General features: G+C 39.0%; 18 protein-coding genes. 1 reads left to right on the top strand and 17 read right to left on the bottom strand.

Annotated elements, in window-relative coordinates; translation table 11 throughout:
- The 5 genes from VJ937_RS06135 to VJ937_RS06115 form a co-directional block, all read right to left on the bottom strand.
- Window positions 1-2807: SMC family ATPase (locus tag VJ937_RS06135; RefSeq protein WP_324066009.1), on the bottom strand; the 2807-nt coding region annotated here is incomplete at its 3' end.
- On the bottom strand, window positions 2804-4021 hold the full coding sequence (locus tag VJ937_RS06130; protein ID WP_324066008.1) for an exonuclease subunit SbcD: 1218 nt from the start codon (window positions 4019-4021) through the stop codon (window positions 2804-2806). The genes VJ937_RS06130 and VJ937_RS06135, both read right to left, overlap by 4 nt.
- A 487-nt stretch (window positions 4022-4508) precedes the next feature.
- Window positions 4509-4922 (bottom strand): hypothetical protein, encoded by a 414-nt coding sequence (locus tag VJ937_RS06125; RefSeq protein ID WP_324066007.1) that lies wholly within the window; start codon window positions 4920-4922, stop codon window positions 4509-4511.
- Between the two features lie 157 nt (window positions 4923-5079).
- Window positions 5080-5694: a class I SAM-dependent methyltransferase gene (locus VJ937_RS06120; RefSeq protein WP_324066006.1), complete on the bottom strand. Its 615-nt coding sequence runs from the start codon at window positions 5692-5694 to the stop codon at window positions 5080-5082.
- A 67-nt stretch (window positions 5695-5761) separates the two neighbouring features.
- The gene (locus tag VJ937_RS06115; RefSeq protein ID WP_324066005.1) at window positions 5762-6949 is read right to left on the bottom strand and encodes a hypothetical protein; all 1188 of its coding nucleotides are present in this window, start codon (window positions 6947-6949) and stop codon (window positions 5762-5764) included.
- A 205-nt stretch (window positions 6950-7154) separates the two neighbouring features.
- On the opposite strand from VJ937_RS06115, the gene VJ937_RS06110 reads away from it, so the two are divergent.
- Window positions 7155-8138 carry a GyrI-like domain-containing protein gene (locus VJ937_RS06110; RefSeq protein ID WP_324066004.1) on the top strand — a complete coding sequence of 328 codons (984 nt, stop codon included), beginning with the start codon at window positions 7155-7157 and terminating at the stop codon, window positions 8136-8138.
- Window positions 8139-8186: 48 nt separating this feature from the next.
- On the opposite strand, the gene VJ937_RS06105 is transcribed toward VJ937_RS06110, so the two are convergent.
- The 12 genes from VJ937_RS06105 to VJ937_RS06050 all read right to left on the bottom strand — a co-directional run bounded on the left by VJ937_RS06105 (window position 8187) and on the right by VJ937_RS06050 (window position 26788).
- Window positions 8187-8936, bottom strand: coding sequence for a SagB/ThcOx family dehydrogenase (locus VJ937_RS06105; protein WP_324066003.1), 750 nt, complete (start codon window positions 8934-8936; stop codon window positions 8187-8189).
- Window positions 8937-8945: 9 nt separating this feature from the next.
- Window positions 8946-11882 (bottom strand): cation:proton antiporter, encoded by a 2937-nt coding sequence (locus VJ937_RS06100; RefSeq protein WP_324066002.1) that lies wholly within the window; start codon window positions 11880-11882, stop codon window positions 8946-8948.
- Window positions 11883-12062: 180 nt separating this feature from the next.
- Window positions 12063-13613: an aldehyde dehydrogenase family protein gene (locus tag VJ937_RS06095; protein ID WP_324066001.1), complete on the bottom strand. Its 1551-nt coding sequence runs from the start codon at window positions 13611-13613 to the stop codon at window positions 12063-12065.
- 62 nt (window positions 13614-13675) lie between these two features.
- The gene (gene pruA / locus VJ937_RS06090) at window positions 13676-15307 is read right to left on the bottom strand and encodes an L-glutamate gamma-semialdehyde dehydrogenase (protein WP_324066000.1); all 1632 of its coding nucleotides are present in this window, start codon (window positions 15305-15307) and stop codon (window positions 13676-13678) included.
- A gap of 308 nt (window positions 15308-15615) precedes the next feature.
- Window positions 15616-15987 carry a response regulator gene (locus VJ937_RS06085; RefSeq protein WP_324065999.1) on the bottom strand — a complete coding sequence of 124 codons (372 nt, stop codon included), beginning with the start codon at window positions 15985-15987 and terminating at the stop codon, window positions 15616-15618.
- A gap of 80 nt (window positions 15988-16067) precedes the next feature.
- Window positions 16068-18119, bottom strand: coding sequence for a HAMP domain-containing methyl-accepting chemotaxis protein (locus tag VJ937_RS06080; RefSeq protein WP_324065998.1), 2052 nt, complete (start codon window positions 18117-18119; stop codon window positions 16068-16070).
- A 261-nt stretch (window positions 18120-18380) separates the two neighbouring features.
- Complete coding sequence (locus VJ937_RS06075) at window positions 18381-18743, bottom strand: response regulator (RefSeq protein ID WP_324065996.1); 363 nt, start codon at window positions 18741-18743, stop codon at window positions 18381-18383.
- Between the two features lie 79 nt (window positions 18744-18822).
- Window positions 18823-19464, bottom strand: coding sequence for a response regulator transcription factor (locus tag VJ937_RS06070; RefSeq protein ID WP_324065995.1), 642 nt, complete (start codon window positions 19462-19464; stop codon window positions 18823-18825).
- A gap of 36 nt (window positions 19465-19500) precedes the next feature.
- Complete coding sequence (locus VJ937_RS06065; protein ID WP_324065994.1) at window positions 19501-21756, bottom strand: PAS domain S-box protein; 2256 nt, start codon at window positions 21754-21756, stop codon at window positions 19501-19503.
- Window positions 21757-21807: 51 nt separating this feature from the next.
- Window positions 21808-24957: a UvrD-helicase domain-containing protein gene (locus VJ937_RS06060; protein WP_324065993.1), complete on the bottom strand. Its 3150-nt coding sequence runs from the start codon at window positions 24955-24957 to the stop codon at window positions 21808-21810.
- Window positions 24957-26015, bottom strand: coding sequence for a DNA polymerase III subunit delta (holA, locus tag VJ937_RS06055; RefSeq protein ID WP_324065992.1), 1059 nt, complete (start codon window positions 26013-26015; stop codon window positions 24957-24959). The genes VJ937_RS06060 and holA overlap by 1 nt, the downstream gene beginning before the upstream one ends.
- 2 nt (window positions 26016-26017) lie before the next feature.
- Entirely contained in the window at window positions 26018-26788 is a 771-nt protein-coding gene (locus VJ937_RS06050) for an AMP nucleosidase (protein WP_324066010.1), read from the bottom strand.
- Between the last annotated feature and the right edge of the window lie 159 nt (window positions 26789-26947).

Raw genomic sequence — 26947 nt, 5'->3', positions numbered from 1 at the left:
ATAGCGAGCGACAAAGCGGCCTGAAAGGTTTGTCCTCCGCTTAGGGTTTTCAGTAACCGCGTGTGCCCGTCGTGTAAATAATCTCGCACTATAAAGTTGTATTTTTCATCGATACCCAGTTCCAGTTGATTATGCGTGAGTTGCTTAAACCGTTCGTTGGCAATGGCACAAAGTTGTTCGAGATAGATCTGGCTGACAAACTGCACAAAACGATCACCTCTAAATAGCCTGACAAGTACATCCAGATTGCTCTTTCTCTTTTGCTGCGCTTCAAGGTCTTTTGCAAGTCGGTTTTTTAGCTCCAGTTTCTCTTTTAATACTTTGAGCTGACTTTGTAATTCGCCGGTTTTGGTTTCCATCTGGCTAAGCTGCTCACGTTGCTCTGTAACGGCTTTTTCTAAAGTCTGATAAGCTTCAGGATCAAATTTCTGATTACCCAACTCTTTCTCCAGCTCTTTCAAGCGGCTCTGCTGTAAATTTAGTTGCTGGTAATACGTTTCTATCTCTTTTCTGCTACCATCCACATCAAGCGCTTGCTTCAGTATTTCGTGCACTTCTGAACGCCCCCGAAAACCATCGGTTTGTAATTTTTCTGAAACTTCATCTTCTCTGGCCTTCTTTAACTCTTGCTGGGCAGTGAGCTGTTTTTTAGTTCCTGCTTGCTCCACCTCTAAACGTTGGTGTTGTTTTTCCAACTCCTGCATATCGGCTGTAAGCTTTACCAAGTTTTCAAGGCTCCTTCCTATTTCTTGTTGCTTTGTCTGCAATTGTTCTGTGGTTAATGTCAGCCACGACTCATCGACTTCCGTTTTTTGCAATTCGATACGGGACTCCAACCCTGCCTTTCGATTGGTTTGCTCCTGAATTGTCTGCTTAAGTTTTTCAATTACCGATTGATCTTCCAGTTGCTTGTCAAGCTGGTGGATTGACCTTTCAAGTTCTTGTATTTCAGTCTTTTGTTGTTTAAGCTTATCCAATACAGAGGAAAGCTCTTCACGTATATATTGCAATGATAACTTTTTACGATCTTCAAGGCATTGGTCCAGTAATTTTTGAGCTTCAGACACCTGTTTTTCACGCGCCTTTATCTGGTCAGTCTCTTTTTTGAAACGATCTTCCAAGCCATTAAGCTGAATAAGCGCCTCGTTCAGCACCTCGCGGTGATGTTCCAGCCCGCTGATTTGTTCATGCACATTGTCTTTTTCCTTTGCAAGGGCTTCATCGGAATAGGGTTCGGGATGCTCTGTAGCGCCACACAAAGGACATTTTTCACCAGCTTTCAGCGACTGGGCATGGGCGGCTAATCCAGATTTCACATCTAAGTTTTGTTTATGGTTTTGCAACTTTTGGAGTGCATCTTTTTTTACACCCATCGCCTCCTGAATAGCTACCCGGGCCTCGTTTAGTTTCAGTTCGCTGTGTTTTCCATCGACTTGTAAATGATTGGCTATGCTTTCCACAATTTGTATGCGCCGGGTAGTAAGTTCTTTTACTAGTTTGGTAACATTTTCATGTTCATCCTGAGCCGTTTTAAGTCGCTGACGTAGATTCTCCTCATCTTTAAAACTATTTTGCAACGCATACAACGCTGATTCGTCTGGCAACTGCTCACGTAGCTTTATAAGCGATGCTTGCTGTTGGTCTCGCTCCTTTTTGCGCATGTCCCATTCATTCTGCACTTTTTTGAGGCTTTCACCATCTTGTTGCATCATTACATTTAAGCTATCAAGCTCTTGCTGGCATTTTTTAATATTCAGAGCCTTCTCTACACCGGTTATTTGCAATTTATGCTTTTCCTCATCGCCATCTCTATCAAGTATTTCCTTTTGGGCTATACGAAATTGTTTTATTTTTTGCTGAACCGTATGTAACTCTTGCTCTTGCTCACTCTTCTGATTTTGCAAACGCTCCATTTCCTCCTCAATTTCATTGAGCCTTTCCAGCAATGCCTCATACCTCAATCGAACTTTCTCATACGTGTCGATCTGTTTTTTTAGTGTATCAAAACCTGCTTTTTGCTGCAGAAGTTTAGTCAATTCTTCCTGTGCTGCTATTATTGAATCTGTCAGTTTTTTGAGCTCTGCAGCTTTTTTGAGCTCTTGTTCCTGTTTTGTAAGGGCCTCTTTTTTCGTTTTCAACTTTTGTTGATGCGTCTGCAATTCCGTTTCAATCTGTTTTTCAACTTCTTCAGAATACTCAGCCAGTTCCTGTAATCGCCCCTCTAATGATGTAATAGCAGTTTTTGTATTGGCATGCAAACGGTTTACCGGGTCTTTCAGATCAAAACGCTCTAAGGGAAAAAGCTCACGCAACATTTTGGTGCGATCTGCAGCGGAGAGCTGAACAAACTCATTAAACTTTCCCTGCGGTATAATTACAATTTGCTTAAAATGCTCATATCGGAGACCAATAACTTCTGTAGCATCAGCACTTTCCAGCGGAACCCATTGTCCATTTTCCCAATGATATGCTTTGCGTTCGCTTTTAGTTATATCTTCAAAATTTTTACTATTTCTGCGTGCAGTTGCTATAAACCTATATCGCTCGTTGAGATGACGTAATATAAAATCAATCTCCAGCTCATCGCTGCGCAGATTCATCATATTGTAAAGCTTGGAATCGCGGTTATTGAGCCTTTCGGTTTCGCCATACATGGCAAAAGAAATCGCCTCAAGCACTGTTGATTTTCCACTGCCTACCTTACCGAAGATTCCAAACAAACCTGCATCAGTCAATTTTTCAAAATCAATAATTGTCTCGTGCCGATAGGAATAAATACCTTTTATTTTAAGTTTTTCGGGAATCATTGATCGCTTTTTTGGTTGAGTACTTCATTGAAAATTTCCATCATCTCATTATTCGGTTCCTGCCCGTGTGTGTGGTAAAAATACTTTTTGAACAAATCGCTGACAGATTGATTCATGTCAATTTGCTTTTGGTTTTGGGCAGATGCAGCCCTGTTTTTTGGTTCAGGAATTATATTGACCAGGTTCTCACTGGCATCGCGCAGGCTTTTATTTTCATCAGCTTTCAGGAAATCATCGGTGCGCATTGTAATTTCGGTAAATGCATCCTGGTTTTCCACTAACCATTTAATTGCTTCATCAACTTGTTCAAAAGTTTTGCGTTTTATTTCGCGGCCATTGTTTAGTTCAACCTTCTCAACACCAGCATCTTTTCCGGGCTCTAAATCCACAACATGCACATATTTCTTTTGATTGGCTTCACTGAAACTGTAGCCCAGCGGACTGCCACAGTAAAACACCGGGCTTTTGCCACCGTTTATGGCCTGCGAACGATGCAAATGCCCCAGTGCCACATATTGCATTTGCTCAGGAAATAAATCAGCATAAACAACCGATGCGTTTCCTACTTTTACCGGTTTTTCGCCTTCGGGCTCTTCAGGAGGTTCGGTTTCGCGGTTCCACACAAACAGGTGTGCCATGGCCACATTAACACCACGATTATCGCAATACTTTTCTGCCAGGGTTTGCCATTGTTTTTGTAAAGCATTACGGAGCCCCTGATCTTCCTCAAAGCCCAGGTACTGTTTCATACGAATTTCGCTGGCATACGGTGTAGCAATAATGCGCAATGGGGCGGCCTGTCCGGGCAATTTCAATTCCAAAAAACCTGCTTCGGCATGTAGTATTTCAAAGCCGCTATCCAACTTAAATTCAGTCACTTTGCTCGTAGGGTATCCCAAAAACACTATGCCGCATTCTCTTGCCAACGGATCGGGCGCTTCAATACGCTGTGGGGAATCATGGTTGCCGGCGATGGCAATCACAGGACGTTTCCCATCTTTGCTCAGCTTTTTCAAAACTTTGTAAAACAGCTCACTGGCTTCGTTTGAAGGATTAGCCACATCGAACAAATCTCCTGCAACTACAATGGCATCGACCTGTTGCTGTTCGGCAATCTCATGAATTTCATCAAGAATTAGTTGCTGCTCCGATAAACGATCGCGGTTATAGAGTCTTTTGCCTAAATGCCAGTCTGATGTGTGAAGTATTTTCAAGGTGTGTAATTTTTCAGTTGAAATTCAAAGGTAGTAATGTTCAACCAAACACTTAATGAAAAAAGCTAATTGATATCCACAATTTATCAAGATTTATTAAAAGTCCTCTGAGTTGCCCTTTCAGGGCGCCTCACCCTTCCGGAAAACACCCATGGCGGCGCCATGGGTTAGAATAAATTGGGCTTTCAGCCCGAAGAAAAGCAAAATGAATCAGCTTTCAGCGCGGAATTTATTGAAAAAATGGGGTTTCAATAATATTTAACAATTTTGTTGTATTTGGGTTACTCCTGATTATGTAGAAAAAACAAATCTACGCTAAAACGCCACGAAGTGGCAGCTTATTTTAACTCAGGGCAACGTCCTGGGGTAAGTCAATACCGCTACGGCCGCCCTGAAAGGGCAGATTATCTATTTTCACGGCGTATTAGCCGCGCCCATGTCATAAGCACATTATAAACTTGAGCTAGATTAGCTTATGTGTTTTCTGTTATTCTGAGGAGGTATTCTTTACCACAAAGACATAAGCCAGTATTAATTGCGCAAGCCCGGTGATAAAATATAATGGCTGCAGAAAACTCTGATAACCAATCCAGGCTACCTGACTCACAATCCAGACCATAAGCACAAAACCCAAAAAGGCTGCCACATAAGCGCTCATATTATGTTTTCTTAGGGTTAAAACTGCACCTGTGGTGTTGCCCAAACCATTGACAACAAACAGAACAATTCCCGGGATTAGAAAACTTTCAAAAGGCGTAGCGGATAGCATTTCCACATTCATACCCAGCGCTTTGCCATCAGGATTTAAAATAAGCCCAATTCCTCCGGCCAATGCACTTAGTCCATTAAAAAATTCCAAAACCAAAAAGCTTTTTCTGCTCACACGAACTAGCATATTCATAGAAAAATTTTTAGCTGAAAATTATACCTTAAAGATAATATTCCTACGAATATATGAAAAGCAGATTTAACCCTCGTTTGAATGCAGGGGGCAAAACATTATTTGAATTAATACTTGTTTTTCAAAGGGTCACGTTCATCTTTTTAAAGAGAGCAGTTTAACCTTTCTTCCTTCCCAGAAAACGTATTACAGCATTGTTACCCTTATGAAAGTGCCCCTCATCAAGGTCAACATCTTCTTCTTTTAACTCCAGAATTTCAAAGTCCTTAAAATCTGATAATAATTCAGCCTCAGAATAGAGCATATCGATATTTTTAGGCCCACCACCTTTTTCACCCGGCTTCAATCGTTCAAATTGCTCTTTTCTGAATCCTTCAATAATAATTACTCCTCCGGGTTTCAGATAGGTACTCAGAATTTGATGATAGTTGGTCCTTAACCCTGGTGCAAAATGTGTGAAAATCAAAGCAATGGCATCAAAGCTATCCTTATTGTAATTGAACTCCGTAAGCTCTCCAACTTTGTAGTCAATTTCCACGGTATGCTTATTTGCCAGCTGTATTGCTTTATCTTTACCAGTACTGCTTAAATCGAACGCATTTACTTCCCATCCGAGGGTTGCGGCATAAACCCCGTTTCGTCCTTCACCATCACCCGGAAGTAATATTTTTCCGGGTTTCATACCATCTATTTGTTTTTTAAACCATTCATTAGGTTGCTCACCATAAGCATATGCCGGTTGGGCATATCTTTCATTCCAAAATTCTTGCATAAATTGATTATTTCTATTGTATAGAAAAATCTCAACAGGGTTTTGTTTAGCAACCAGGCTATTTTTATCATTGAATTAATGGATTTTGCTTTTGGGGCACAAATTCTGAAAGCTGCTCAATGTATTCCTCAATTGACGTTACATTATTTTTATGCAAAAACTCATCAATATTATGGCCATGAATAACATTTATTCTGTGCACAAGTTCAGATTTAAATGCTTCGGTAAAATAGAATTTTGTATGGGCACTGAATTGTGTCTCTTCCAGTGGTTTTAAAAATATAATAGCATCATAAGCATTGTACATGGTTTGTCCGGCTAAAACATTGTTCATATGATTACCCCAATAAGGGTGCCGGCCGAACACATTGTTTTTTAATGGGATGGCAACCGGAAGATTTTGATTCCTGGCAAATGCACTATCCCATAGTCCATTATCCATACGCGCCCAGGTATATTCCAACCTATCAAGACCTTGCATTGAACCATGCGTAACATTCTTTTTTAGCGATTTAATATTGAGTATCATATTATGAAACCTTATGGCATAAGTTTTCCCGGGGTGCCACTGATGAAGAAATGTTCCTGCATTCCAATAAATCTGGCCATCCTTGTTTTTAATACACTTATAAGCATGCCGGGTATTGGTCAGGAAAAATCCTTTTTTAGTGCCCGAAAAACCGTCCATATATTTTTCAATAATGCTGTACATAAAATAATCACGTGCAATTAAACTTTGCTTAAAAAGGTTAAAATCCCGACGATTATGCAAGCTTTCCCAATATATTGGCTGATCGACTCCGATTACCCGAATCTGCTGATTCTCTTCAAGATGCTGATTTACCTTCCACACTGTTAGAAGCAGGTCAAGATAGGTTTGATATGGCCAGCCAAGCCCAAAATCCTTTTTGAAAACGCCAGCCAGAATGGAGGTATCTTTGATTTCACACTGCAAGAAACTATCGATTAAGGGCTGTGCTGTTATTGAGAAGACTTCTACAAATAAATAATCTAATGTATGCGGTTGTTTGCGAATGTAATTGGTGTAAAACTCAAACGGTTCAACTGCAGCATGCAAAGCATCGTCAAAAACAATCAAATCATATTTCTGTAGTTTTTTCGTAACAAAAGTAGCAGGTTGTTGACCTTGTTTTTTAAGCACATTGTAATATCCATCGATAGTTTGCGCATTACTTGTGTTCAGAAAAAGCAATGCAATAAATAAAGGGTAAATTTTCGACTTAAAAAATTTCATGATTCTGGTTATTGGGTAAATAATAGTTTATTAAAATACCGGAAAAAGCATAAATAGTTACAGAGTTCAGAAGATAATAAATTAACGCGAACTCACATCACATTGAAAATCAGACGCAAAACAAAATTAAAATTGCTTTGTATTAATCACTTTTGTATTTTCGAATAGACAGGGTTTCTTAAATTTTTAACTAAAACTGCAAATAATGAAAAAACTATTGAAAACATTGCTATGGATTCTGGGTATCATCATAGCTATTATTCTCATTGGAGGAGTATTTATGCCTGCTAAAACAGAATTAGCAGTATCGAAAGTTATAAAAGCCAACCTTTACCAAACGTTCAGACAAGTGAATTGCCTCAAGGCAAATGCTAGCTGGAGCCCGTGGCAGAATGTAAAAAACATAAGCTACAGCGGGCCCGAATGTGGCGCAGGAGCCACCATGACATGGGACGATGATATGGATGGAGGCAAACAGGTTATCACTGAATCAAAACCGTTTGAAAAGATTAAAACCACACTTGATTTTGGCGATCAGGGCAAAGCCAATGCTGCTATACTTTTTGATGAAAAAGATGAAGGAGTTAAGGTGACCTGGAATTTTTCTTCAGATGCCGCCTACCCTTTGGGGCGCTGGATGAGTGTATTGTTTATTAAGCCCATGATTAAAAAATCTTACAAAAAAGGGCTGAATAAACTTGACAGTGCACTCAACCATATGGCAGAAGAACGACACAAAATTAAATACGAAGAAGTTAAACCACAACCCCTTTTGTCAATCAGCGGATCTGCCGATATGGAAAGCATGTCGGAGGTTATACCGAATCTTTTCATGAAACTGGGTACTTACATGGGCGAGAACAAAATTCAACCTTTAGGATCACCTGTAACCATTTGGAAAAGCTGGTCAGACAGTATAAGCGAAATGACGGTAGGATTTCCGGTAAATGAAAAAGTCGAAGGCAAAGGCGAAATAAAAGTCATACAAAGCTATGGCGGAAAAGCCCTAAGTATTATACACAAAGGCGCCTATGCCGATCAGCACAAAACCTGGCAACTTTTAATGGACAATATTAAAAAAATGGGATTAGAAGCAGCCGGATCTCCATGGGAAGTGTATCTAACGGACCCACAAACCGAAAAAGACACTTCAAAATGGCTCACGAAAATGTATCAGCCAGTAAAATAAAACTAACGAAGGGGTTTCTTTTCTGCAAAGAAACCTCTTCTTTTATTTTTAAAACCCCCTTTTATTGTAGTAATGACCAAAAGGCATAATGTATAGCGGTTCCTCCTTTGCAGGGAGTTGCATAACTTCCCTAACCTTATCATCACTAAATGCACCAATGGCACATGTTCCCATGTGTAGCGCCTCAACCTGCAAATATACATTTTGTGCGGAGTGTCCCAGATCCATGCACACGTAACGTTTTTCTCCTCTGGCGCCGTACTTTTCTGTTGTTCGCTCATAAATCGCGCTATAAAACAGGCACGCCGGAGCTTCATGTATCATTTTCTGATTTAAAGCAGCGGCCGAAAGTTCAAGTTTTACATCATGCTCGATTGTTTGTTGAATTTGATGTCCATCGGGCACATACCTATACACACCAGGTTTTATTCCATTAACTTTATCAACTAACAAGTAAAGTTCTAAAGGATAAAGTGCGCCAGCTGAAGGTGCTGTACGAAAACCGCCTCGCAACTGTTTATGATTTGCTTGTTGTGTAATTCCATATGCTGCCCAAAGTACTTGTGACACATCTGAAGCATCAATGCTTTTACTTACAAAATGCCTGTGAGAGCGTCTTTTTTTCATCACCTCTTCAGCTGACATATCGCTTTCTAACCTCGGCGAAGGTAACCTATAAGTTAAAGGATTCTCTTTTATAAGCTTTATACTATCCCTGTTTTCCATATCACTTTTTTCTTTATTACATGCCATGAGCGACACTAATGCAACAACCATAAATAATTTTAAATTCTTCATATAAAAAAATTAAATTACAAATATATAGCTCTCATCGACAACATGGTAATCACCCGGGGTCATTAATCTGGTACCCCGCATTTCTCTTCCCTCAAGGCTTACCGCTCCCGAAAGCAGTATGCCCTCTTTTTTATCGAGCGTAAAAGTGTTACCGGCATTCAATTCTGTTAGTTCTCCTTTATCAATTATGCGTTGGAGTTTTTTGCGTTTCAACTTTCCGTATTCTTTGGTCAAAGACAGAATATTTTCAGCCATTCTACGGCCGGCAATTCTCCATAAATTATGTTTCAAATATTTGTCTTCGTTAAGTAAACGCTGAATCTTAAGATATTTCATGCGCAAAACTGTAACGGGTGACTCGGCCTCAATAGTAGCAGAGCTTGATTTACCTGTAAGAACAGCTATTTCGCCCACCACATTCCCGGGTCCGAGTATTGCTACCACCTCATTCCCCACGGAAACCTTAACTGTTCCCCTGGCTATGACAAAAATTGCATTGCCACTATCGTGAAGTTTAATGAGTTTATCGCCCATAGAATAAACTTTGCTACTAAATGATGCAGATACTTTTTTAAGCATCGGAATTTCCACCTCCTCAAACCACTCCATATCTTTTAATAGTTTAATATTCTTTGGTAATTTAACCGACGGTGGTTTTTGTAGCAATCTTTTCATGCGATTTTCAATTGCTTTAGCCATCTTATTTGCTTCTGAGGACTCTAAACGTCCTTTTTTCTCGAGCCTTTCTACTGTTTGCATTTCAAAATTCAACAATGATCGAATGGCTTGTCTTGTAGAAATTGCATTATATATTTCTGGATAACTCTTACGCAAATTACGAAGGTAAGTAAGGCCATGGATACGGTTTTCATTGATTTCCTCCTCAATAATTTCCAGGCTATTGGTTTTATCTCCGTCTTCGCCGCCTTCTACCTCTCTGTGCATACTTTCAACCAATTTTAATGCATCTTCCTGCGCTTCGACAAAGCCACGCGCAGAATCGTAGCTTACAGCCAATCTATCGAAAAACATATGTTTAGTCAATTTATCGAGCAGCGGTTGGTTCTGAAGTGTTTTCAGGAATCCTGGTGTTTTCCAGCTTTCTTCCAGGTCTTTTCTTTCGCACAGTGGAATAAGTCCTCCCGCATCTAAAATCGTATTAATTCCCTCAGAGAGTTTTTGCACTGCAGTTGGACCTAGCAGGCCTTTTTTAAACTGGTACCAATAACTACTTTTCTCCTGTTCGAGTATTCTTCTTCTGATTTCGGCAATGGTTTCTACATCGCCAATTTCGTCCTTCGAAATCTCAGGTTGTGGAGGCAAATATTTTTTAACCTGTTGCCAATTGGCATGATTCATAAAACGGTCGCGTTTAAGTGTCTCAATTGCATTGGCGGCCGTTTTTCGTAAATACGCCTGCGCGTTGTAAATCATTTTAGCTTTAGCCGGGGCCAGAGTGGTAAGTCCAAGTTTTTGAATCAGGAACTTTATGGTAATGGCATTTACAACCAGAGTTAAAATCACAATTCCCGCAGTAAAAAACAGGAACTGGTTTTGGATTTTTTCAGGTAAAACTGCAGGGTCGAGGCTGGCTACAACTAAAGCAAGGGCTAATCCAATGGCCCCTCTTAGTGCTCCGTACCATACGACCATGGCATTTTTTTTATCGAGGCCATAGCCGGTTCGCTTCATAAACGGGAAAAGTAGGGTAACTACAATAGCTCGAACAATGTGAATTCCGATATAAATAATCAGCAAAATTAAAAAATCGCTTCCGGTAAAGACAGCCTGCTCAGCGATAACAACCCCAACAATGATAAAAATAAGCGTATTGGCGATGAAAGCCAGTAATTCCCAGAACTCATGTAAGAAGTGTTCTACTTCAGGACTAATTCTGGTTCGTCCGACACTGGCAGCAGCCAGTCCGAGCGAAACAAGTCCAAGCACTCCCGAAACATACAGAAAGTGCTCGGCAATAAAGAATGTAATGTATGCAGCTGTAACAATAGCCGATATTTCGACCATTGCATCGTTAAAGACACCGCGAACCCACCGGATTGTAATCATACCAACCGCTAAACCCAACAATATTCCCCCGAAAGAGATATAAGCAAATTTAAGCACGGGATGTAAGTTGAACACAAATGCCTCCAATTCACCCATATCTGGCGATGCGCCTTTTATACTTCCAAGAATAACTAAAAAAATTACAATGGCTGTACCATCGTTAAGTAATGATTCGCCTTCAATCAAAGTTCCCAGCTTTTTACTGGCGCCAAGGTCTTTTAGCAATGCCACCACGGCCACCGGATCGGTTGCGCTAATAACCACCCCAAAAAGCAAAGCCACCTGCCATGACCAGTCAGGCAACCCAATTCCAAGCTCTTTAATACCAATAATGATAAAAGAAGTTAGAAAAAGTGCCACAATTATGCCGGGAACAGCTAGAATAGCAGCGTTGGCAACCGATTTTTTAAATGTATGCACATCCATTGCAAACGCGGCCTCAAATATTAATGTGGGCAGGAAAACGTATAAAATCAGGTGCGGATCGATATGCCCTGCCCAACGCACTGCTGTGGCAAACGTATCTCCCCATCCTTCAAAAAAATCCATGCGAACAGCCATGCCAATCAGTAACCCGAATATAAGCAGAGTAACGGTATAGGGAATTGGACTTCTTCGGAGAAAATGGCGTGTTGCAGCTCCAATAATAAGTGCAACTATTACAAAAAACAAGGGCGACATATCTGAGCTATGTCCACCTTCGTGGGTTGTATCATGTGGCTTTTCAGCGCCATCATGGTGTTGATTTTCAATTTTATGTTGTGAAGTGTTAACTGTGTCTGAAAATGTACTTAATCCTGTATTGGCAGCTGCAAAATTGTTATTGCCGGCAAAAACGAATATTACAGCCCAGGCGATTACAAAAAGACTAAATTTCATTGTAAAAATATTAGTTAGTTATGGCTAATACAAGATAAAACTAATTCATGACAAATTCCAGTAATATTTTCTTAAACTATTGTACAAGAAATATATCCTAAGCCTCTACAAGGAATTTTCGTACAAAAAAAGAAGGACCGCCAAATGCAGTCCTTCTTATATTTAATGCTCAAAACATGCTTAGATGTCGAACTTAATGCCTTGTGCCAATGGTAAATCTTTACCGTAATTGATTGTTGTAGTTTGGCGACGCATATAAGCCTTCCAGGCATCGGAACCAGATTCGCGGCCACCTCCGGTATCTTTTTCACCGCCAAAAGCACCACCAATTTCAGCACCCGATGTACCTACATTAACATTCGCAATACCACAATCAGAACCGCTGTTGCTTAGGAAAGACATTGATTCCTGAATACTATCGGTAAAGATGGCACTTGAGAGTCCTTGTGGCACACCATTATGTAGATCTAATGCTTCCTCGAAAGATTTGTACTTGATTAAATAAAGAATTGGTGCAAAGGTCTCTTCCTGCACAATTTCGTAATGATTTTGTGCTTCACAAATGGCAGGTACAACGTATGTTCCGGTTTCGTAACCTTTTCCGCTTAAAACCTCACCACCAAATAGCACTTTACCGCCCTCTTCTTTCACTTTTTCAAGTGCAGAAGTGAACAATTCTGTGGCATCTGTATCGATAAGTGGCCCTACAAGGTTATTTTCGTCAAGCGGATCACCAATTTTCTTCGACACTTGTTCATAGGCATTGGTAAGTTTTTTCTTTACATCTTCGTAAATATCTTCGTGTACAATTACACGACGAGTTGATGTACAGCGCTGTCCGGCTGTTCCAACAGCTCCAAAAACAATTGAAGGTATGGCCATTTCAAGGTTAGCATCCGGGCTAAGAATGATGGCATTGTTACCTCCCAGCTCAAGAATTGTATTACCCAGACGTTTTCCAACTTTCTCGGCTACACGTTTCCCAACGCGAGTCGATCCGGTAACAGAAATAAGTGGTACACGTTTATCTTCGATAAAGTTGTCGCCCATTACAGCAGAGCGTCCAATTACGAGGTTAAAAACTCCTTCGGGAACTTCCGGTTCATCTTTTATTACATCAGCAACAATTTTCTGCACAGCTACTGCTGTCAGTGGAGTTTTGGATGATGGTTTCCATACAACCACATCACCGGTCACAGCTGCGATCATTGTATTCCATGCATAAACAGCTACGGGAAAATTAAAAGCTGTAATTACACCAACAATCCCGTAGGGATGGTAATGATCGAAGAGGCGGTGATTGGGACGCTCGCTTTGCATAGTAAAGCCATAAAGCTGGCGTGACTGTCCAACGGCAAGATCTGCAATATCGATCATTTCCTGCACTTCGCCCAGACCTTCCTGGTAGCTTTTGCCCATTTCAATGCTGACAAGCATTCCAAGGTCTTCTTTATTATCGCGTAATGCATTACCGATTTTGCGTACTATCTCTCCTCTTGCTGGAGCGGGAACTTCGCGCCATTTCTTAAATGCTTCCTGTGCTTTGGTGATTACATTTTCGTAATCCTTGAGCTCTGCATTTTTAACCTTTCCCAATATTGAGTCATCAATTGGTGTTACCGATGTCGTTTCTTTTCCGTTGGTATCTATCCATTGTGTACCTGTACATACGCCGGCATTAACTTCTTCAATGCCTAAATTGTCAAGTACTTTCTGCATTTTTGGATTCATAGTCTATTGGTTTTAAAAAACCCGGTGCATAATTATGTACCGGGTTTTGTTTATAGTTATAATTATTCATCTTCCATGTAAGGGTAGCGATAATCTTTGGCAGGCACAAAATTCTCTTTTATACTGCGTGCCGACACCCAACGCAATTGGTTCAACATTGAACCAGCCTTATCGTTGGTACCTGAACCCCTGGCGCCACCAAATGGCTGCTGTCCAACAATGGCTCCAGTTGGCTTATCGTTCACGTAGAAGTTACCAGCTGTATTAACCAAACGTTTTGTCAGGTAATCGATTTCGTAACGATCTTGTGTGAAAATAGCACCTGTTAATCCATAAATAGATGTATTGTCAAGGATATCAAGCGTTTCATCCACTTTATTTTCATCATACACATAAACGGTTAACACTGGTCCAAAAAGCTCCTCTTCCATAGAGTAGAATTTTGGATTCGTAGTTTTAATAACCGTTGGTTCGATGAAATAACCTTTTGATTTATCATAACCACCGCCTGCTATAATTTCGCAAGAGCTATCTTCCTTAGCCATATCGATAGCAGCAGCGTGTTTATCAAATGCCGATTCATCAATTACGGCGCAAAGGAAGTTTGAAAAATCTTCGGGTGATCCTTGCTTAATTGTTGAAACATCTTCTTTCACGTACTTGAAAATTTCGTCGGCAAGATTGCCTGGCAGGTATGTTCTTGAAGCAGCTGAGCATTTCTGTCCCTGATATTCAAAAGCACCGCGAACCATAGCTGTAGCCACAGCCTTAGCATCGGCTTTTGGTGAAGCAAAGATATAATCTTTACCACCTGTTTCACCAACAATACGTGGGTAAGTTTTGTATTTTGTAATGTTGTCGCCAATTTTCTTCCATGACTGCTGGAATACTGGTGTAGAACCTGTAAAATGGAATCCGGCAAAATCAGGACTTGCAAAGACAGTATCGGCCACAACAGGGCCAGAAGCAAACACAAGGTTAATAACACCGTCTGGCAATCCTGCTTCGCGGAATATTTCCATTACAACATTAGCAGAATAGATATTCAGTTTTGAAGGTTTCCAAACTACCGTGTTACCCATCATTGCAGGTGCAGCCGGCAGGTTTGCAGTAATAGCGGTAAAATTAAACGGCGTTAACGCAAAAACAAAACCTTCAAGTGGTCTGTATTCGACCCTGTTCCAGGTATTTTTATCTGAAACTGGTTGTTCTTCATAAATTTTGGTCATATATTCTACACCAAAACGCATAAAATCAGCAAATTCACAAGCCGTTTCGATCTCTGCCTGATGCGCGGTTTTTGATGTGCCGAGCATTGCAGCAGCATTCATTTTATAGCGATATGGCCCTGTGAGCAGATCTGCTACTTTAAGAAAAATAGCTGCACGCTCGTGCCATGGTGTTGCTGCCCACTTTTCTTTTGCCTCCATTGCAGCATCAATAGCCATATTTACCTCATTAGCACTTCCCTGGTAATAGTGCCCCAGTGTATGAGCCAATTCATGTGGTGGATGAATATCAACTTCTTTGTCAGTTTTTACATCTTTGCCACCAATTACCATTGGTATCTCAACTTGTTTTGACTTAAGCTCTTTAAGTGCTTTTTTGAGCTCTTCACGATCTTTTGTGCCTGGAGCATACGAACGTACTGGTTCGTTTACTGCTTTCGGGACATTGAAAAAACCTTTAGGCATAACTTTATAGTTTTTATTTAGTTTAACTTAATTTGTATACAAATCTATAAATTTTAAGTGTTTTTTCTTATGAAAAATATCATGTTTTCTTTCTTCCGGGCTTATTTTTAATGCTAACTAAAGGGTAATTGCAATCGTTTGCATATTTCGGGACTCTTAAAAATATTTTAGTATCTCCCTTTTGCCTTTTTTAAGGGCATTTTAAAAGGTCATTTAGTTCGATTTAATTTAAAACGCAAGGCAAGCTTTTATAATTAAAAATGCGGTCAGGATAGAACCCCAACCGCATTTCTAAATAACACTAATCACTATGATTTATCTATAACTTTTTCTACCTTTTCAAGCACATCGCTAATAATTACCGGCTTTACTATAAAATCGGCTGCTCCAAGTTCTGATGCCCTTTTTCGTTCTTCTTCACTATTTTTAGCTGTAATAAATATTACAGGAATATCTAACTGCTCCTCGTTTATTTGCTCCATTAATTCGAACCCACCCATTTTGGGCATCATAATGTCAAGCAGGATCAAGTCAGGTGTAACCTGTCTTATTTTGTCCATTGCCTCAAGGCCATCGTGTGCCACCGCAACTTCGTAGCTCATTTCACTTAACAAATCTTCAAGTAAAATCAGGTTATTAAAGGAATCGTCGACAATTAATATTTTCTTGATGTGGGCCATTATTTTTTTTACCGGTACAATTTTTCATGAAAAAAGTTACAGCACCGGAATTAAACGTTCCCAGGTGCTGTAATATTGTTCTAAAAGTTTTCAAAATCCTTATCGCTGTGTTCGTCGTCATTCAGGTTTAGATTCACGCCTTTAGTTTCAGTAGATCCCTGATGCTTTTGAGGTTGTTCCTTATTTTGCTGCATGGTTTCTACTTTTGTTTTCGCTTTTTTATGCTTTTTCTGTGTTCTTTTTTTAGCATCTGAGCCAATATTAAAGAACTCCATTGTTTCACGCATCTGTTCAGCCTGACTTGATAGTTCCTCTGAGCTGGTAGCCATCTCTTCGGCAGCAGCGGCATTTTGCTGTGTAACCTGATTCAGTTGCTGAATAGCGCTATTAACCTGCTCGGCACCTGATGATTGTTCTGAACTGGCTGCAGAAATTTCCTGAACAAGCTTAGCTGTTTTTTGAATATCAGGAACAATTTCAGAAAGTAATTTACCTGAGTTTTCTGCAATTGAAACGCTACTTTTAGATGTTTCATCAATTTCTTGTGCAGATTCCTGGCTGCGTGCAGCAAGTTTGCGCACTTCTTCGGCTACTACGGCAAATCCCTTTCCATGTTCGCCTGCGCGTGCAGCTTCTACTGCAGCATTCAGTGCAAGAATATTGGTTTGACGAGCTATTTCGCTAATGATAGTAATCTTTTCAGCAATATCTTTCATTGAACCGACTGTTTTTTCTACAGCGTCATTACCTTGCGAGATATCGTCTGATGCTTTGATTGAAATTTTTTCTGTTTGTTTAGCGTTATCTGTATTTTGCTGAATATTGCTGGCCATTTCTTCCATTGATGAAGAAACCTCTTCGGCTGATGAAGCCTGCTCTGACGACCCCTGTGACATTTGCTGCGAAGTTGAACTTAGCTCCTGGCTCGCAGATGCAATATTTTCGGAACCTTCAAATACATCCTGCACAATTTGCTTAAGCTTATCGGCCATAGATTGTAAAGCATTACCTAATTGACCGATTTCATCTTTTTGATTCAGGTATTTATCCTCAATCTCAGCAGTGAGGTCACCTTTTGCTATTTCTCTGGCGAAACCAACTCCTTTGCCAATTCCGGTAGTAATAGATTTAGTGATAATAAGTGCCAAGACAACACCAAGAATCATAGCAAAGATAAGCCCTACGATCATTACCTGGTTTGAAGTTGCAATTAATGATACAATATCACCTGCTATACTTTCAGTGCCATTTAAAGCTGCCACAGCAGCGGAATTGGCATTTTGGGTTACCTGACCTGCGGCCGGAACACGCTCATCACCAAGCCTCTCGTTTTCAGTCCAGTTTACAAGATAATTGTTAATGGCAGTTGCATATTGTTTTCCTGCTTCTTCTATATTATCCAGGGCATCAAGATCATCCTGTAATTTAGTATACTTTCGGATATCATCAAAATAGGCAAAAGAGTTATTGAACTCATCTACAGCCACTCTTAATGCCTCAGGGTCTCTTGTAGCCTGCGCCTTAAAATTTTCAACCCTTACAGCGTTTCCTGCATCGATGATATTATTGATTAAGGTAATTTTTTCTAACCTTGCAATATTGGTATTACCGGTATTAATTTCTCTGCGCATCCGGGCATTTTGCCCATCAAGATATTCCATACAATTTCTCATATATGTAGCAGCGGCGGCATCCATATTATTTCGGTTTTGTTCCATTTTCCCAACAACCTCAATAGTTTGGTCAAGCAGGCTTTCATATTTTGCCAGATTTTCATCCACAGTTTTAGTGGCTCCTTCAAGTTTCTCCAAACGAGTTGCTTTGTCAGCTAAATCATATGCCTGATCAATATGGGTTCGGGTTTGGCGTAATAAATCCTTACCTGCAGTCAAAAAATTACTTTCGTGGGTGTAATTATAAGCTCTAAGCTCAAAAATGGCCTCCAAAAAGCTGTTCTCCATGCCATTTGAAACTTCAATTTCTGGCAAATATTCATCACTAAGATATCCAGTCTCAGTACGCATACTTGTCATATTTACAATGGCCATTATACCAAGTGCAACGGCTATCACTATTAAGATACCGAACCCGATACCTAATTTGCCTCCAATTCGAATATTTCTCCAATTCATAATTTAAATAGTTTTAAGTTTAACATGATATAAAATTACGCTTAACGCATAAATACATAAACAGTAATTCAACCTGATTATTAAATGTTATCCACGAATCCCCGAATATACGTAAAAAACTACAATACAAATACTTACGAACCAAGAGGCATTATCTAAGAATATATATAATGCTCAAAGCAGGTAGATTTTACCATAAAACATATTTTCTGGAATGAGATAAGAAAGAAAAGAAGAAGAAAGAAAAGATCAGATCAGCACCTATTCAAAAGATCTTTTTACAATATCCATGACCTGCATAATATTGACTGGTTTTGTAATAAAATCAGCGGCTCCCAGTTCAAATGCACGTTTACGGTCTTCCTCATTTGACTTGGCAGTAATAAAAATGGTTTTTACTGAAGGGATTTGAGGTTTTATTTTTTCTAACAGCTCAAATCCGTCCATTTCAGGCATCATAATATCCAGCAAAATCAGATCAGGCGCTTTTTCCCTTACGAGATCAAGCGCTTCGCTTCCATTATGAGCTACTCTGATATTGTATTCAAACTCTGATAGGAGATCACTCAGGAGTATCAAGTTATTTTCTGCATCATCTACAATTAAAATATCTTTGCTTTGCATTACATTCACTATAAAAATTCAAAATACCGTAACGAGGTCTATACTTACGAAAGATTACCTCAAATAAAACTTTTATATTTTACACAAGATCAACAATTTTATTTTTGACAGCAAATAAAACCAGACTTACCGTATTTTTCGAGTCTGTTTTGCTCAAAAGATTTGCTCTGTGGCCATCGACAGTTCGGGGGCTAATAAATAACTTTTCGGCTATCTCGTTGTTTGAAAATCCCATGCAAAGGTAGTCCAAGACCTCTTTTTCGCGTCTTGAAAAATTTATATCGTTTGATTTTGGTTCTTCTGTATTTGTGTGTCTTATCTTTTTCAGTAAATCTTCAGAAAAATAAGTATCACCTTCATTAATCCGGGCTAATGCCTTGCGTATTTCCATCATCTCGGCATTTTTGAGTAAAAACCCATGCACACCAAGTTCCACCATTTTGTTGAAATATGCAGGCTCTTCAAACATAGTCATTACGACAATTTTCAGACTTGGCTTTTTCTTAAAAGCAAGCTCGGCAGCTTCTATTCCATCCATAATTGGCATTTTAATATCGAGAAAAACAACATCAGGATTGTATTTATCAATACTGTCTATGAATTGTTTCCCATCCTCTGCCTCACCAATAACTTTCACATTGTTCAGTTTATTAAGCATAATGGCAAGACCTTGTCTGAAAATAGAGTGATCATCAACTATGAACGCTTGTAAAATATTCATAACAATTTGTTTTATAGTGCAGTAAATTATTTGTGACTACTCTGAAATTTTTTTGGTTGGAAAAACAATTCTCAACCCAAACCCATCGACATCTAAAATAGTTACTTTACCTGAATTGGCATTAACTTTACTAAGAATATTTTTCAACCCCAAGCCTTTATAACTTTTAGAAATTTGCCGTTCAATATCAATTCCAATTCCATTATCTATTACCTCTACCTGCAGGCCTTCAGCATTTTCATGTATCCTTAACTCAATTTCACTTGCCTGGGCATGCTTTATTGAGTTGTTGATTAATTCTTTAATTAAACTGTATATAACATTTTTCAGATTATCTTCTAATTTTGTATTATCCAAACTATATTTAAAATACACGCGAATAACTCCTGTTTGATTAATCTTGTTACAAAAATCAGAAACTGCTTCCTTTAAACCAAAATCATTCAGAACACCAGGCATTAAGTTTCTTGATACTTCTCTCACAGTATCAATTGCCTCGTTAATAATTTCATTCATTTTATTTGAATAATCTTCGATTTCCTGCTGCACTAATTCTGTATTTCTTAACAAATCGATATATATGCGCAGGGTACTTAGTAAAGGCCCGACATTATCGTGCAGGCCTTCGGCAATTCTTTTCCTTTCTTTATCTTGTGTTTCTGAGATGGTTTGTACCATCATCCGGTTTATCTCCCGTCTGTGTCTTACATCGCGCGCAATGACAAGTATAGCAAGCCTCCCCTGATAGCGAATCATTTTCTCTCTTGTTTCAACCGGAATTTTTTCTCCTTTACGAGGGATTAGTTCTGTTCCAAAAATCATCTGCTGAGACTGGAGCATTTCATATTGCACCTGGGCTAAGTCGAGAGTCTCCGCTTTTGAGATTTCACTTACGTTCTTTTTTAACAATTCCCTTTTGTTGTAGCCAGTCAGGACTGTTGAGGTTTGATTGGCCTCCAGAATTTGACCATTTAAACTCACTATAAAAACGGCATCACTGCTATTATCAAATATATTGATAAAGTTTTCATTTAAGCGCTTGAGTTTTTCCCGTGTTTCCTGCTGCAATAAATTTTGCAGAATAATTGAACCAATAATTTTAACGAAGTCTATTCTGCTTTCCGGCCATACGAATGCGTTTGGTAATCCAATAAATATGTATCCGACTGTACGGTTCTGATGTTTCAGTGGGTATGATATAAAGGATTCTACTTTCAGACGAGATAATGATTCTTTAATTTCATGTTCGGAGCTGGAAACAGCCGATATTATTAAATGATCATCTTGTTTCAAAAAAGATGATAAAGCTCGAATCTTATCTTTTGTGTTTGTTGGATCATGATCATTAAAATAGTATCTGCCGTTTACTAAAGCTCCGTCAACCTGATATTGCTTGTCTGCTCCCCGATGAAGAAACCCACAAACATTGGCCTCTAAAACCTCTGCAATAGAATAAATTATATTACGGTAGCCTTCAGATATGGTTTGAGAATGAACCATCTGTTGGGTTATGATATAGATAAAATTCTGTAACCTGAGGTTATCGTAGTATTCCTTACTACCAAACTCCGGGTATGAAATTGGCGAAATTCTTAATTCATAATAAGTGCTTTCCCCGGTATTTGTTATACCAATAACAGCATTGCCTCCATAGTAACTATTGTCTCTTCTGTTAACCAACAACCGTAATTGTCGTGTATCCTTATTATTTTTTATTGCTTTTATTATTTCTATAAAAGCATTTTCATACTCAGGTGCTAACAGGTCGGTAAATAACGGTTTATTCTTCTCAAGTGTTTGTTTTGTTAGACCCAAAAACTGAAATGTATATTGGTTTGTTTGCACTACCCTGAGAGACTCATCGAGCTTAACCTGCCAATTTCCAACATCACTTACAGATTGAGATTTTTCTTTTGACTCCTTGTGGCTCCGGGTTTGCTTTAAAGTACACATAACCCATTGTTCATGTTCAAGCTCTGTAGGTAGAATAATTGAAGTAACCTCATATCCTTTTCCTGCTGCTTTTTCAAAATAGAATGAACTTGTTTTTTGATTTTGCAAGGTTTCATTTACAGGACAATTTTCACAGGCTTCGCAGAAGTGTCCATAAAACTTTTTACAAGAATATTTATAAGATTGCATTGAATGAATGCCAAACCGTTTTTTTGCAGACTCATTGGCCAACACAACCTGATGCTGATCGTTTACTACAATTACCTCTTCCTCCAGCTTATCGATAAATAACTGCCACGATGATATTAACTGGTTTTTAGAGTTACTGATTGGCTGCATTTTGTAGGTTTTAATGTTTTGAAGTTAATAAAACTCAAATCAATAAAGGAATTAATTCTTCACATTATACACGGTAGCTAATACAGGATACCAAATATAACCTTCCACATTTTGGTAACCCATATCGCGCATTATGTTACAATAATTAATAACCTGTTTTTGGTGCTCTGCTCTCTTATGTCCTCCAAACTTGTAATCGACAACAATTACTTTTTCACCATCAAAAACCAAACGGTCGGGTCTGCTTGAGCTTTTATTGGGTACTATTATATCGGCCTCGGTTAAAACCTTAACTTTTTCAGTAAACCAATGAGCTACTTGTGGTTGACGGACCCATTTGTATATTTTTTCAATTATTGCTTCGCGTTCTGATTTATCTAAAAAACCTTGCTGGATTTGTTCGTCGATAGCCTTCTGGATATCGCCCGGCACAATTATTTTTTCAAATATTTTATGTAAAAGCGACCCTTTCGACGCCATTAATTTTTCGTGCGGCTTTGTGGTAATATGCTGATAATCTGTCTTCAAAGCCAATGACACCAAATCGTCTAAACGCACATTAATGGCAGCTGGTTTTGTTTTCTGTGTTCCATCTGACCTAATCAACTCACCAAATGTAAAAATATCGTCCTGTTCAGACCTGCCAACTAATAGTTTATTGTCCTCATTCTCCTGGTTTAAAAAACGATTAAACCAAAATGCCACATCCTCATTTTTACCAGCTTCTTTGTTATAAAAGACGGTTAAACTCTCTTTGGGTCTTGTCATAGCCACATAGAGGGTATTAATTTGATCGACCATGAGCTCAAAAAGCTCCTTCTGATAGTAAAAATTAAGACCCGCACTATGGACATGCTTTTGCGAGAGTGTTATCGGAAAAAGACCCTCTTTCAGTGCCTCAAATGAGAATGCACTGCCATCGACCCACATCATGTCGAGCTTTTTATCAGGATAACCGTATAAAAATGGTAAAATCACATGTCTGAATTGCAAACCTTTACTCTTATGGATGGTCATTACGGTAACGCTCTCCTCATCGGTTTCGTTTACCTCAATGCTTAATTCGCTACCTTCTCTGTCCCACCAATCAATTACAGGCATTAGCCCACCACCTTTTTCACCTGCAAGTTTTTTTACTTCATTATAAAACCGACTTATGAAAACATCCTGACCTGGAAATTTCTCATCCAATTTGAATATCCTGATTATTTTGCCGATTAATGAGAGTGATGATGAGTTTGCCAATTCTGAGTGTGGCTCAATAAATTCGTCAGGCAAATATTTTTCTGGCGCTCCAAGGAATACTTCGTTAAAATTAATTTTGCTGTTATCGTAATTCTCAATAGAAGCAAGTGTTTTAAGATAAAGATCGTGCGGCTCAACCAAATACCTGAATGCTGCAATTACATGTTGAAGCAATCTTGAATTGGTCAATGTCATTGAGCCGGTTGAAATAACATTGTAGTTCGTTTCATTGATCAAATAAGTAGCTACTTTTTTTACTTCAGCGTTTTTGCGAACAAGTATGCATACACCTTTTTGTTTATGATCAATCATTAACCTGTCAACCTGTTCTTTAAGTGCAATGAGTGCATTATCTTTAAAATCATCGACTTTAGCACCGGCAAGGCCTCTTAATTCGACATAACCCCCTAATCGATCTTCGGCCACAATTTCGGGAATCACTTGCTGTACGTCATCATACATTTCGCTAAGAATATCACTATATGGGGCTTCTTGCTGACCGGACAAAAAAGGAATAAGGTTACTAAAAAAGGTATTGTTAAACTTCACAACCTTTTCTTTACTTCGCCAGTTCTTTTGCAGAGAATGTACAGTATGGTCAGATATTTGTTTGGCCACTACCCTCTGCAATAAATTCCAATCGCCATTGCGCCATCGGTAAATAGCTTGTTTCACATCACCTACAATAAAATTTCCGTAACCAATGCTTGCTACTGATTCTTGGATAAGTGGTTTGAAATTCGCCCACTGAAGCGCTGAAGTATCCTGAAACTCATCAATCATGTAATGCTTAAAGCGATGACCGGTTTTTTCATATATAAAGGGCGTATCAGAGTTGTCTGTAAATAAGTTCAATAACACCGGGGCATCTGACAGCATAAAAAGATTTTGATCAGCCAAATAATCGGTTACTTTCTGCATTAATCCAGAAGCCAGGCTATGCTGAAAAATGTTTCTAAAGAGGGCTGTTGCTTCAATATATTCGACATACTCGTTTTTAATTATGGACTCCAACTCATATGTAAATTCAGTAATAAAACTATCCACCGTACTGGTCAAAGCATTCTTTTCAGAGGATTTATGCAACCATTTTTCTACAGACTGCAATCGTTCAAGTCTGGCCGGGAGGTCGTCATAATCCTTTTTTTCTGCTTTTTGCAGTGCCAGATGAAACGGATTTTTGGACTTTCCGTTTAAATCTTGCTGCTCAATACCTGTTTTAGATAAAAATGCATGCCCCTTTTCTGCCCAGGTTTTAATACGCGCTTCGAATTTACTTATAGCATTACGCAGTAACTTTCTTACCTCTGCAGGTGATTTTTGTCCGGTGAGACTTCCACGATTCCGTATAAAGTAGAACCTTACATGCTCACGAAATAACTGTACGGTAAATTTATTTAACTCATTTTGAACATTCCAGCTCTTATCGTCACTCATTCGGGCATCGACAAAATCGAGCATAAGTTTCATGTAGGCTTCATTGTTTTTCAGGTCGGTAAGAAAATGTTCAACAGCATTTTCAATTATTTCGCGTTGGTCTATCTGCACCCTGTAGCCCCCACTAAGATTAAGCTCCCGGGTCAGGGCACGTACAATACCCTGAAAAAACTGGTCGATAGTAGAAACGGAAAAGTGGCCATATTCATGCAAAATGAATTCTAAAACTTGCTGAGCTCTTTTACTTAGTTCATGCTCAGAAACCTGCATTGCTTTTTTTAAATCGGGCATCATTTTCCCATCAGGATCCTGGCTTGCAATTTTAGTCAGTTCGTCTACTATGCGCAGCTTCATTTCAGCCGTAGCCTTATTGGTAAATGTTACTGCAAGTATATTTTTAAACAATGAGGGATTTCCAAGCACCAGCTTAATGTATTCAAGTGTAAGTCTGTGGGTTTTACCTGAACCTGCTGAAGCCTTAATTATGTTAAGTCCGCTATTTGAGTGCTCATAACTCATTAATAGTATAATATTGTTGCAACTAATTCCCTGGTCAGTTCGCCTACGTTTGTATTTTCACCCATTACACCTTTGCTACGGGCATCGAAATGCCTAAGCAGGCTAATAACCCTTACAGCCCTCGACTTTGGGTAATTTCTGGCTGCAGTTTGCAAATCTTTTCCCTGATAATAATTCAGTCCCATTTGCTTGGTTATGGAATTAACCGGCACACGCTTTTCAGCTAATTGATGATAACGCAGGAGGTTTACGAAGCTATTAAACAAAACGGCTATAGTAACTGCAATATGATGATCTTTAGAGTTTTTAGAGAAAAAATAGGCTATTTCATGAGCTTTGGTTACATTTTTAGCTGCAATGGCCCCCCATAACTCAAAAACATTATACTCTTTGCTGATACCTACATTCTCTTCGATATGTGTTGCTGTAATAGCTGACTTTTCGGGTAATATAACTGCCAATTTGTTCAGCTCATTTACAAGTTTTTCCAAATCATTACCCAGGTAAGTGGCAAGCAATTGTACTGCCTGATCCACAATGGTATAGCCTTTTGATTTTATATACCGCTCTATCCAGGCATTTAGTTTTTTGTCGTAAAGTTTTTTACTCTCCAAAACCACAGCCTTGCTGTTAAGGCCCTTATAAAACCTGGTTCTTTTGTCAATTTTTTGTTTGCGGTAGTTAATGACGAGAATTGTACTCTCTACCGGATTCTGAAGATAAAGCGTAAGTGGATTTTCCTTTTTCTCGGCCCTTTGGGATTCATTGACCTCACCGGCAATACCAGATACTTCCTGCGCTTCTTTCACAATAATGACCTGTTTTTCGGCCATCATCGGAAACCGCCTTGCAGCCATTACAATGTCGGCCAGCTCAACATCGCCACCATACATAATATTTTGATTAAACGACCGCTCTGTTTCAGGCAAAGCTTCTTTCGCAATTTTTTCGGTAATTTGGTCCATAAAGAAGCCTTCCTCACCGTACATAAAATAAACGGGCTGAAACTTCTTGGCATCTATATCCTTAATTATCTCCTCGAATGTCTGTATGGGCATATTCAGAACTTAAGGTGTTTTACACTTTGGCCATGACGATCGATTTCTTTCATTGCATCAATTCCAACTCGAACATGGTCATGAACATATTGAGCTGTAACGCGTTTGTCGCTCTCGCTGGTTTTTACTCCTGTAGAAATCATAGGTTGATCTGAAACCAAAAGCAACGCACCAGTGGGTATTTCATTATAAAACCCCACTGAAAAAATGGTGGCAGTTTCCATATCAATGGCCATGGCCCTGGTTTTTTGGAGGTACTTTTTAAATCGTTCGTCATACTCCCAAACACGTTTATTTGTTGTAAAAACAGTTCCTGTAAAATAATCGCGGTTATAGTCTCTTATTGCAGACGAAACGGCTCTTTGCAACTTAAAGGCAGGCAGGGATGGAACTTCGGGTGGCAAATAATCATTTGAGGTTCCCTCACTTCGAATTGCAGCTATAGGTAAAATGAGATCGCCCACATTGTTTTTTCTTTTTAAACCACCACATTTACCAAGGAATAATACGGCTCTGGGATTTATTGCAGTTAATAAATCCATAATTGTAGCTGCATTAGGACTACCAATGCCAAAGTTTATAATTGTAATACCCTGTGCAGAGGCATTGGGCATCATTCTATCTTCACCTACTACAGGTACATTGTGCCATTCGGCAAATAGCTGCACATAATTTTGAAAATTGGTTAAGAGAATATATTTCCCAAAATCATCCAACGGTCGCTCGGTATACCTTGGCAACCAATCGTTTACAATATCGCCTTTTGTTCTCAGTTCATTCATAGATTTATATTTTAACGTGAGTTCGACGTAAGAAAACAGTAATTTTATTTGAATAAAAAGAGGTTTTTGATTATATTTAAGTAATTAACAATCAAATACTTAAAACCAAAAACCTCCCTTAAAATGATAGATAAAATTACTGAAATTTTC

The organism is Salinivirga sp., assembly GCF_035268865.1.
In the GTDB taxonomy this organism is placed as follows: Bacteria; Bacteroidota; Bacteroidia; order Bacteroidales; family Salinivirgaceae; genus Salinivirga.
Note: the sequence above shows the minus strand (reverse complement) of the source record. Positions and strands in the feature narration are given on the sequence as shown.

What these genes read in the sequence shown, in the direction of transcription:
- VJ937_RS06110 (WP_324066004.1), top strand. Translation starts at nt 7,155, where the DNA reads ATGAAAAAACTATTGAAAACATTGCTATGGATTCTGGGTATCATCATA.
- VJ937_RS06105 (WP_324066003.1), bottom strand. Translation starts at nt 8,936, where the DNA reads ATGAAGAATTTAAAATTATTTATGGTTGTTGCATTAGTGTCGCTCATG.
- VJ937_RS06085 (WP_324065999.1), bottom strand. Translation starts at nt 15,987, where the DNA reads ATGGCCCACATCAAGAAAATATTAATTGTCGACGATTCCTTTAATAAC.
- VJ937_RS06115 (WP_324066005.1), bottom strand. Translation starts at nt 6,949, where the DNA reads ATGAAATTTTTTAAGTCGAAAATTTACCCTTTATTTATTGCATTGCTT.
- VJ937_RS06120 (WP_324066006.1), bottom strand. Translation starts at nt 5,694, where the DNA reads ATGCAAGAATTTTGGAATGAAAGATATGCCCAACCGGCATATGCTTAT.
- VJ937_RS06095 (WP_324066001.1), bottom strand. Translation starts at nt 13,613, where the DNA reads ATGAATCCAAAAATGCAGAAAGTACTTGACAATTTAGGCATTGAAGAA.
- VJ937_RS06080 (WP_324065998.1), bottom strand. Translation starts at nt 18,119, where the DNA reads ATGAATTGGAGAAATATTCGAATTGGAGGCAAATTAGGTATCGGGTTC.
- VJ937_RS06065 (WP_324065994.1), bottom strand. Translation starts at nt 21,756, where the DNA reads ATGCAGCCAATCAGTAACTCTAAAAACCAGTTAATATCATCGTGGCAG.
- holA (WP_324065992.1), bottom strand. Translation starts at nt 26,015, where the DNA reads ATGCCCATACAGACATTCGAGGAGATAATTAAGGATATAGATGCCAAG.
- VJ937_RS06060 (WP_324065993.1), bottom strand. Translation starts at nt 24,957, where the DNA reads ATGAGTTATGAGCACTCAAATAGCGGACTTAACATAATTAAGGCTTCA.
- pruA (WP_324066000.1), bottom strand. Translation starts at nt 15,307, where the DNA reads ATGCCTAAAGGTTTTTTCAATGTCCCGAAAGCAGTAAACGAACCAGTA.
- VJ937_RS06075 (WP_324065996.1), bottom strand. Translation starts at nt 18,743, where the DNA reads ATGCAAAGCAAAGATATTTTAATTGTAGATGATGCAGAAAATAACTTG.
- VJ937_RS06125 (WP_324066007.1), bottom strand. Translation starts at nt 4,922, where the DNA reads ATGAATATGCTAGTTCGTGTGAGCAGAAAAAGCTTTTTGGTTTTGGAA.
- VJ937_RS06100 (WP_324066002.1), bottom strand. Translation starts at nt 11,882, where the DNA reads ATGAAATTTAGTCTTTTTGTAATCGCCTGGGCTGTAATATTCGTTTTT.
- VJ937_RS06070 (WP_324065995.1), bottom strand. Translation starts at nt 19,464, where the DNA reads ATGAATATTTTACAAGCGTTCATAGTTGATGATCACTCTATTTTCAGA.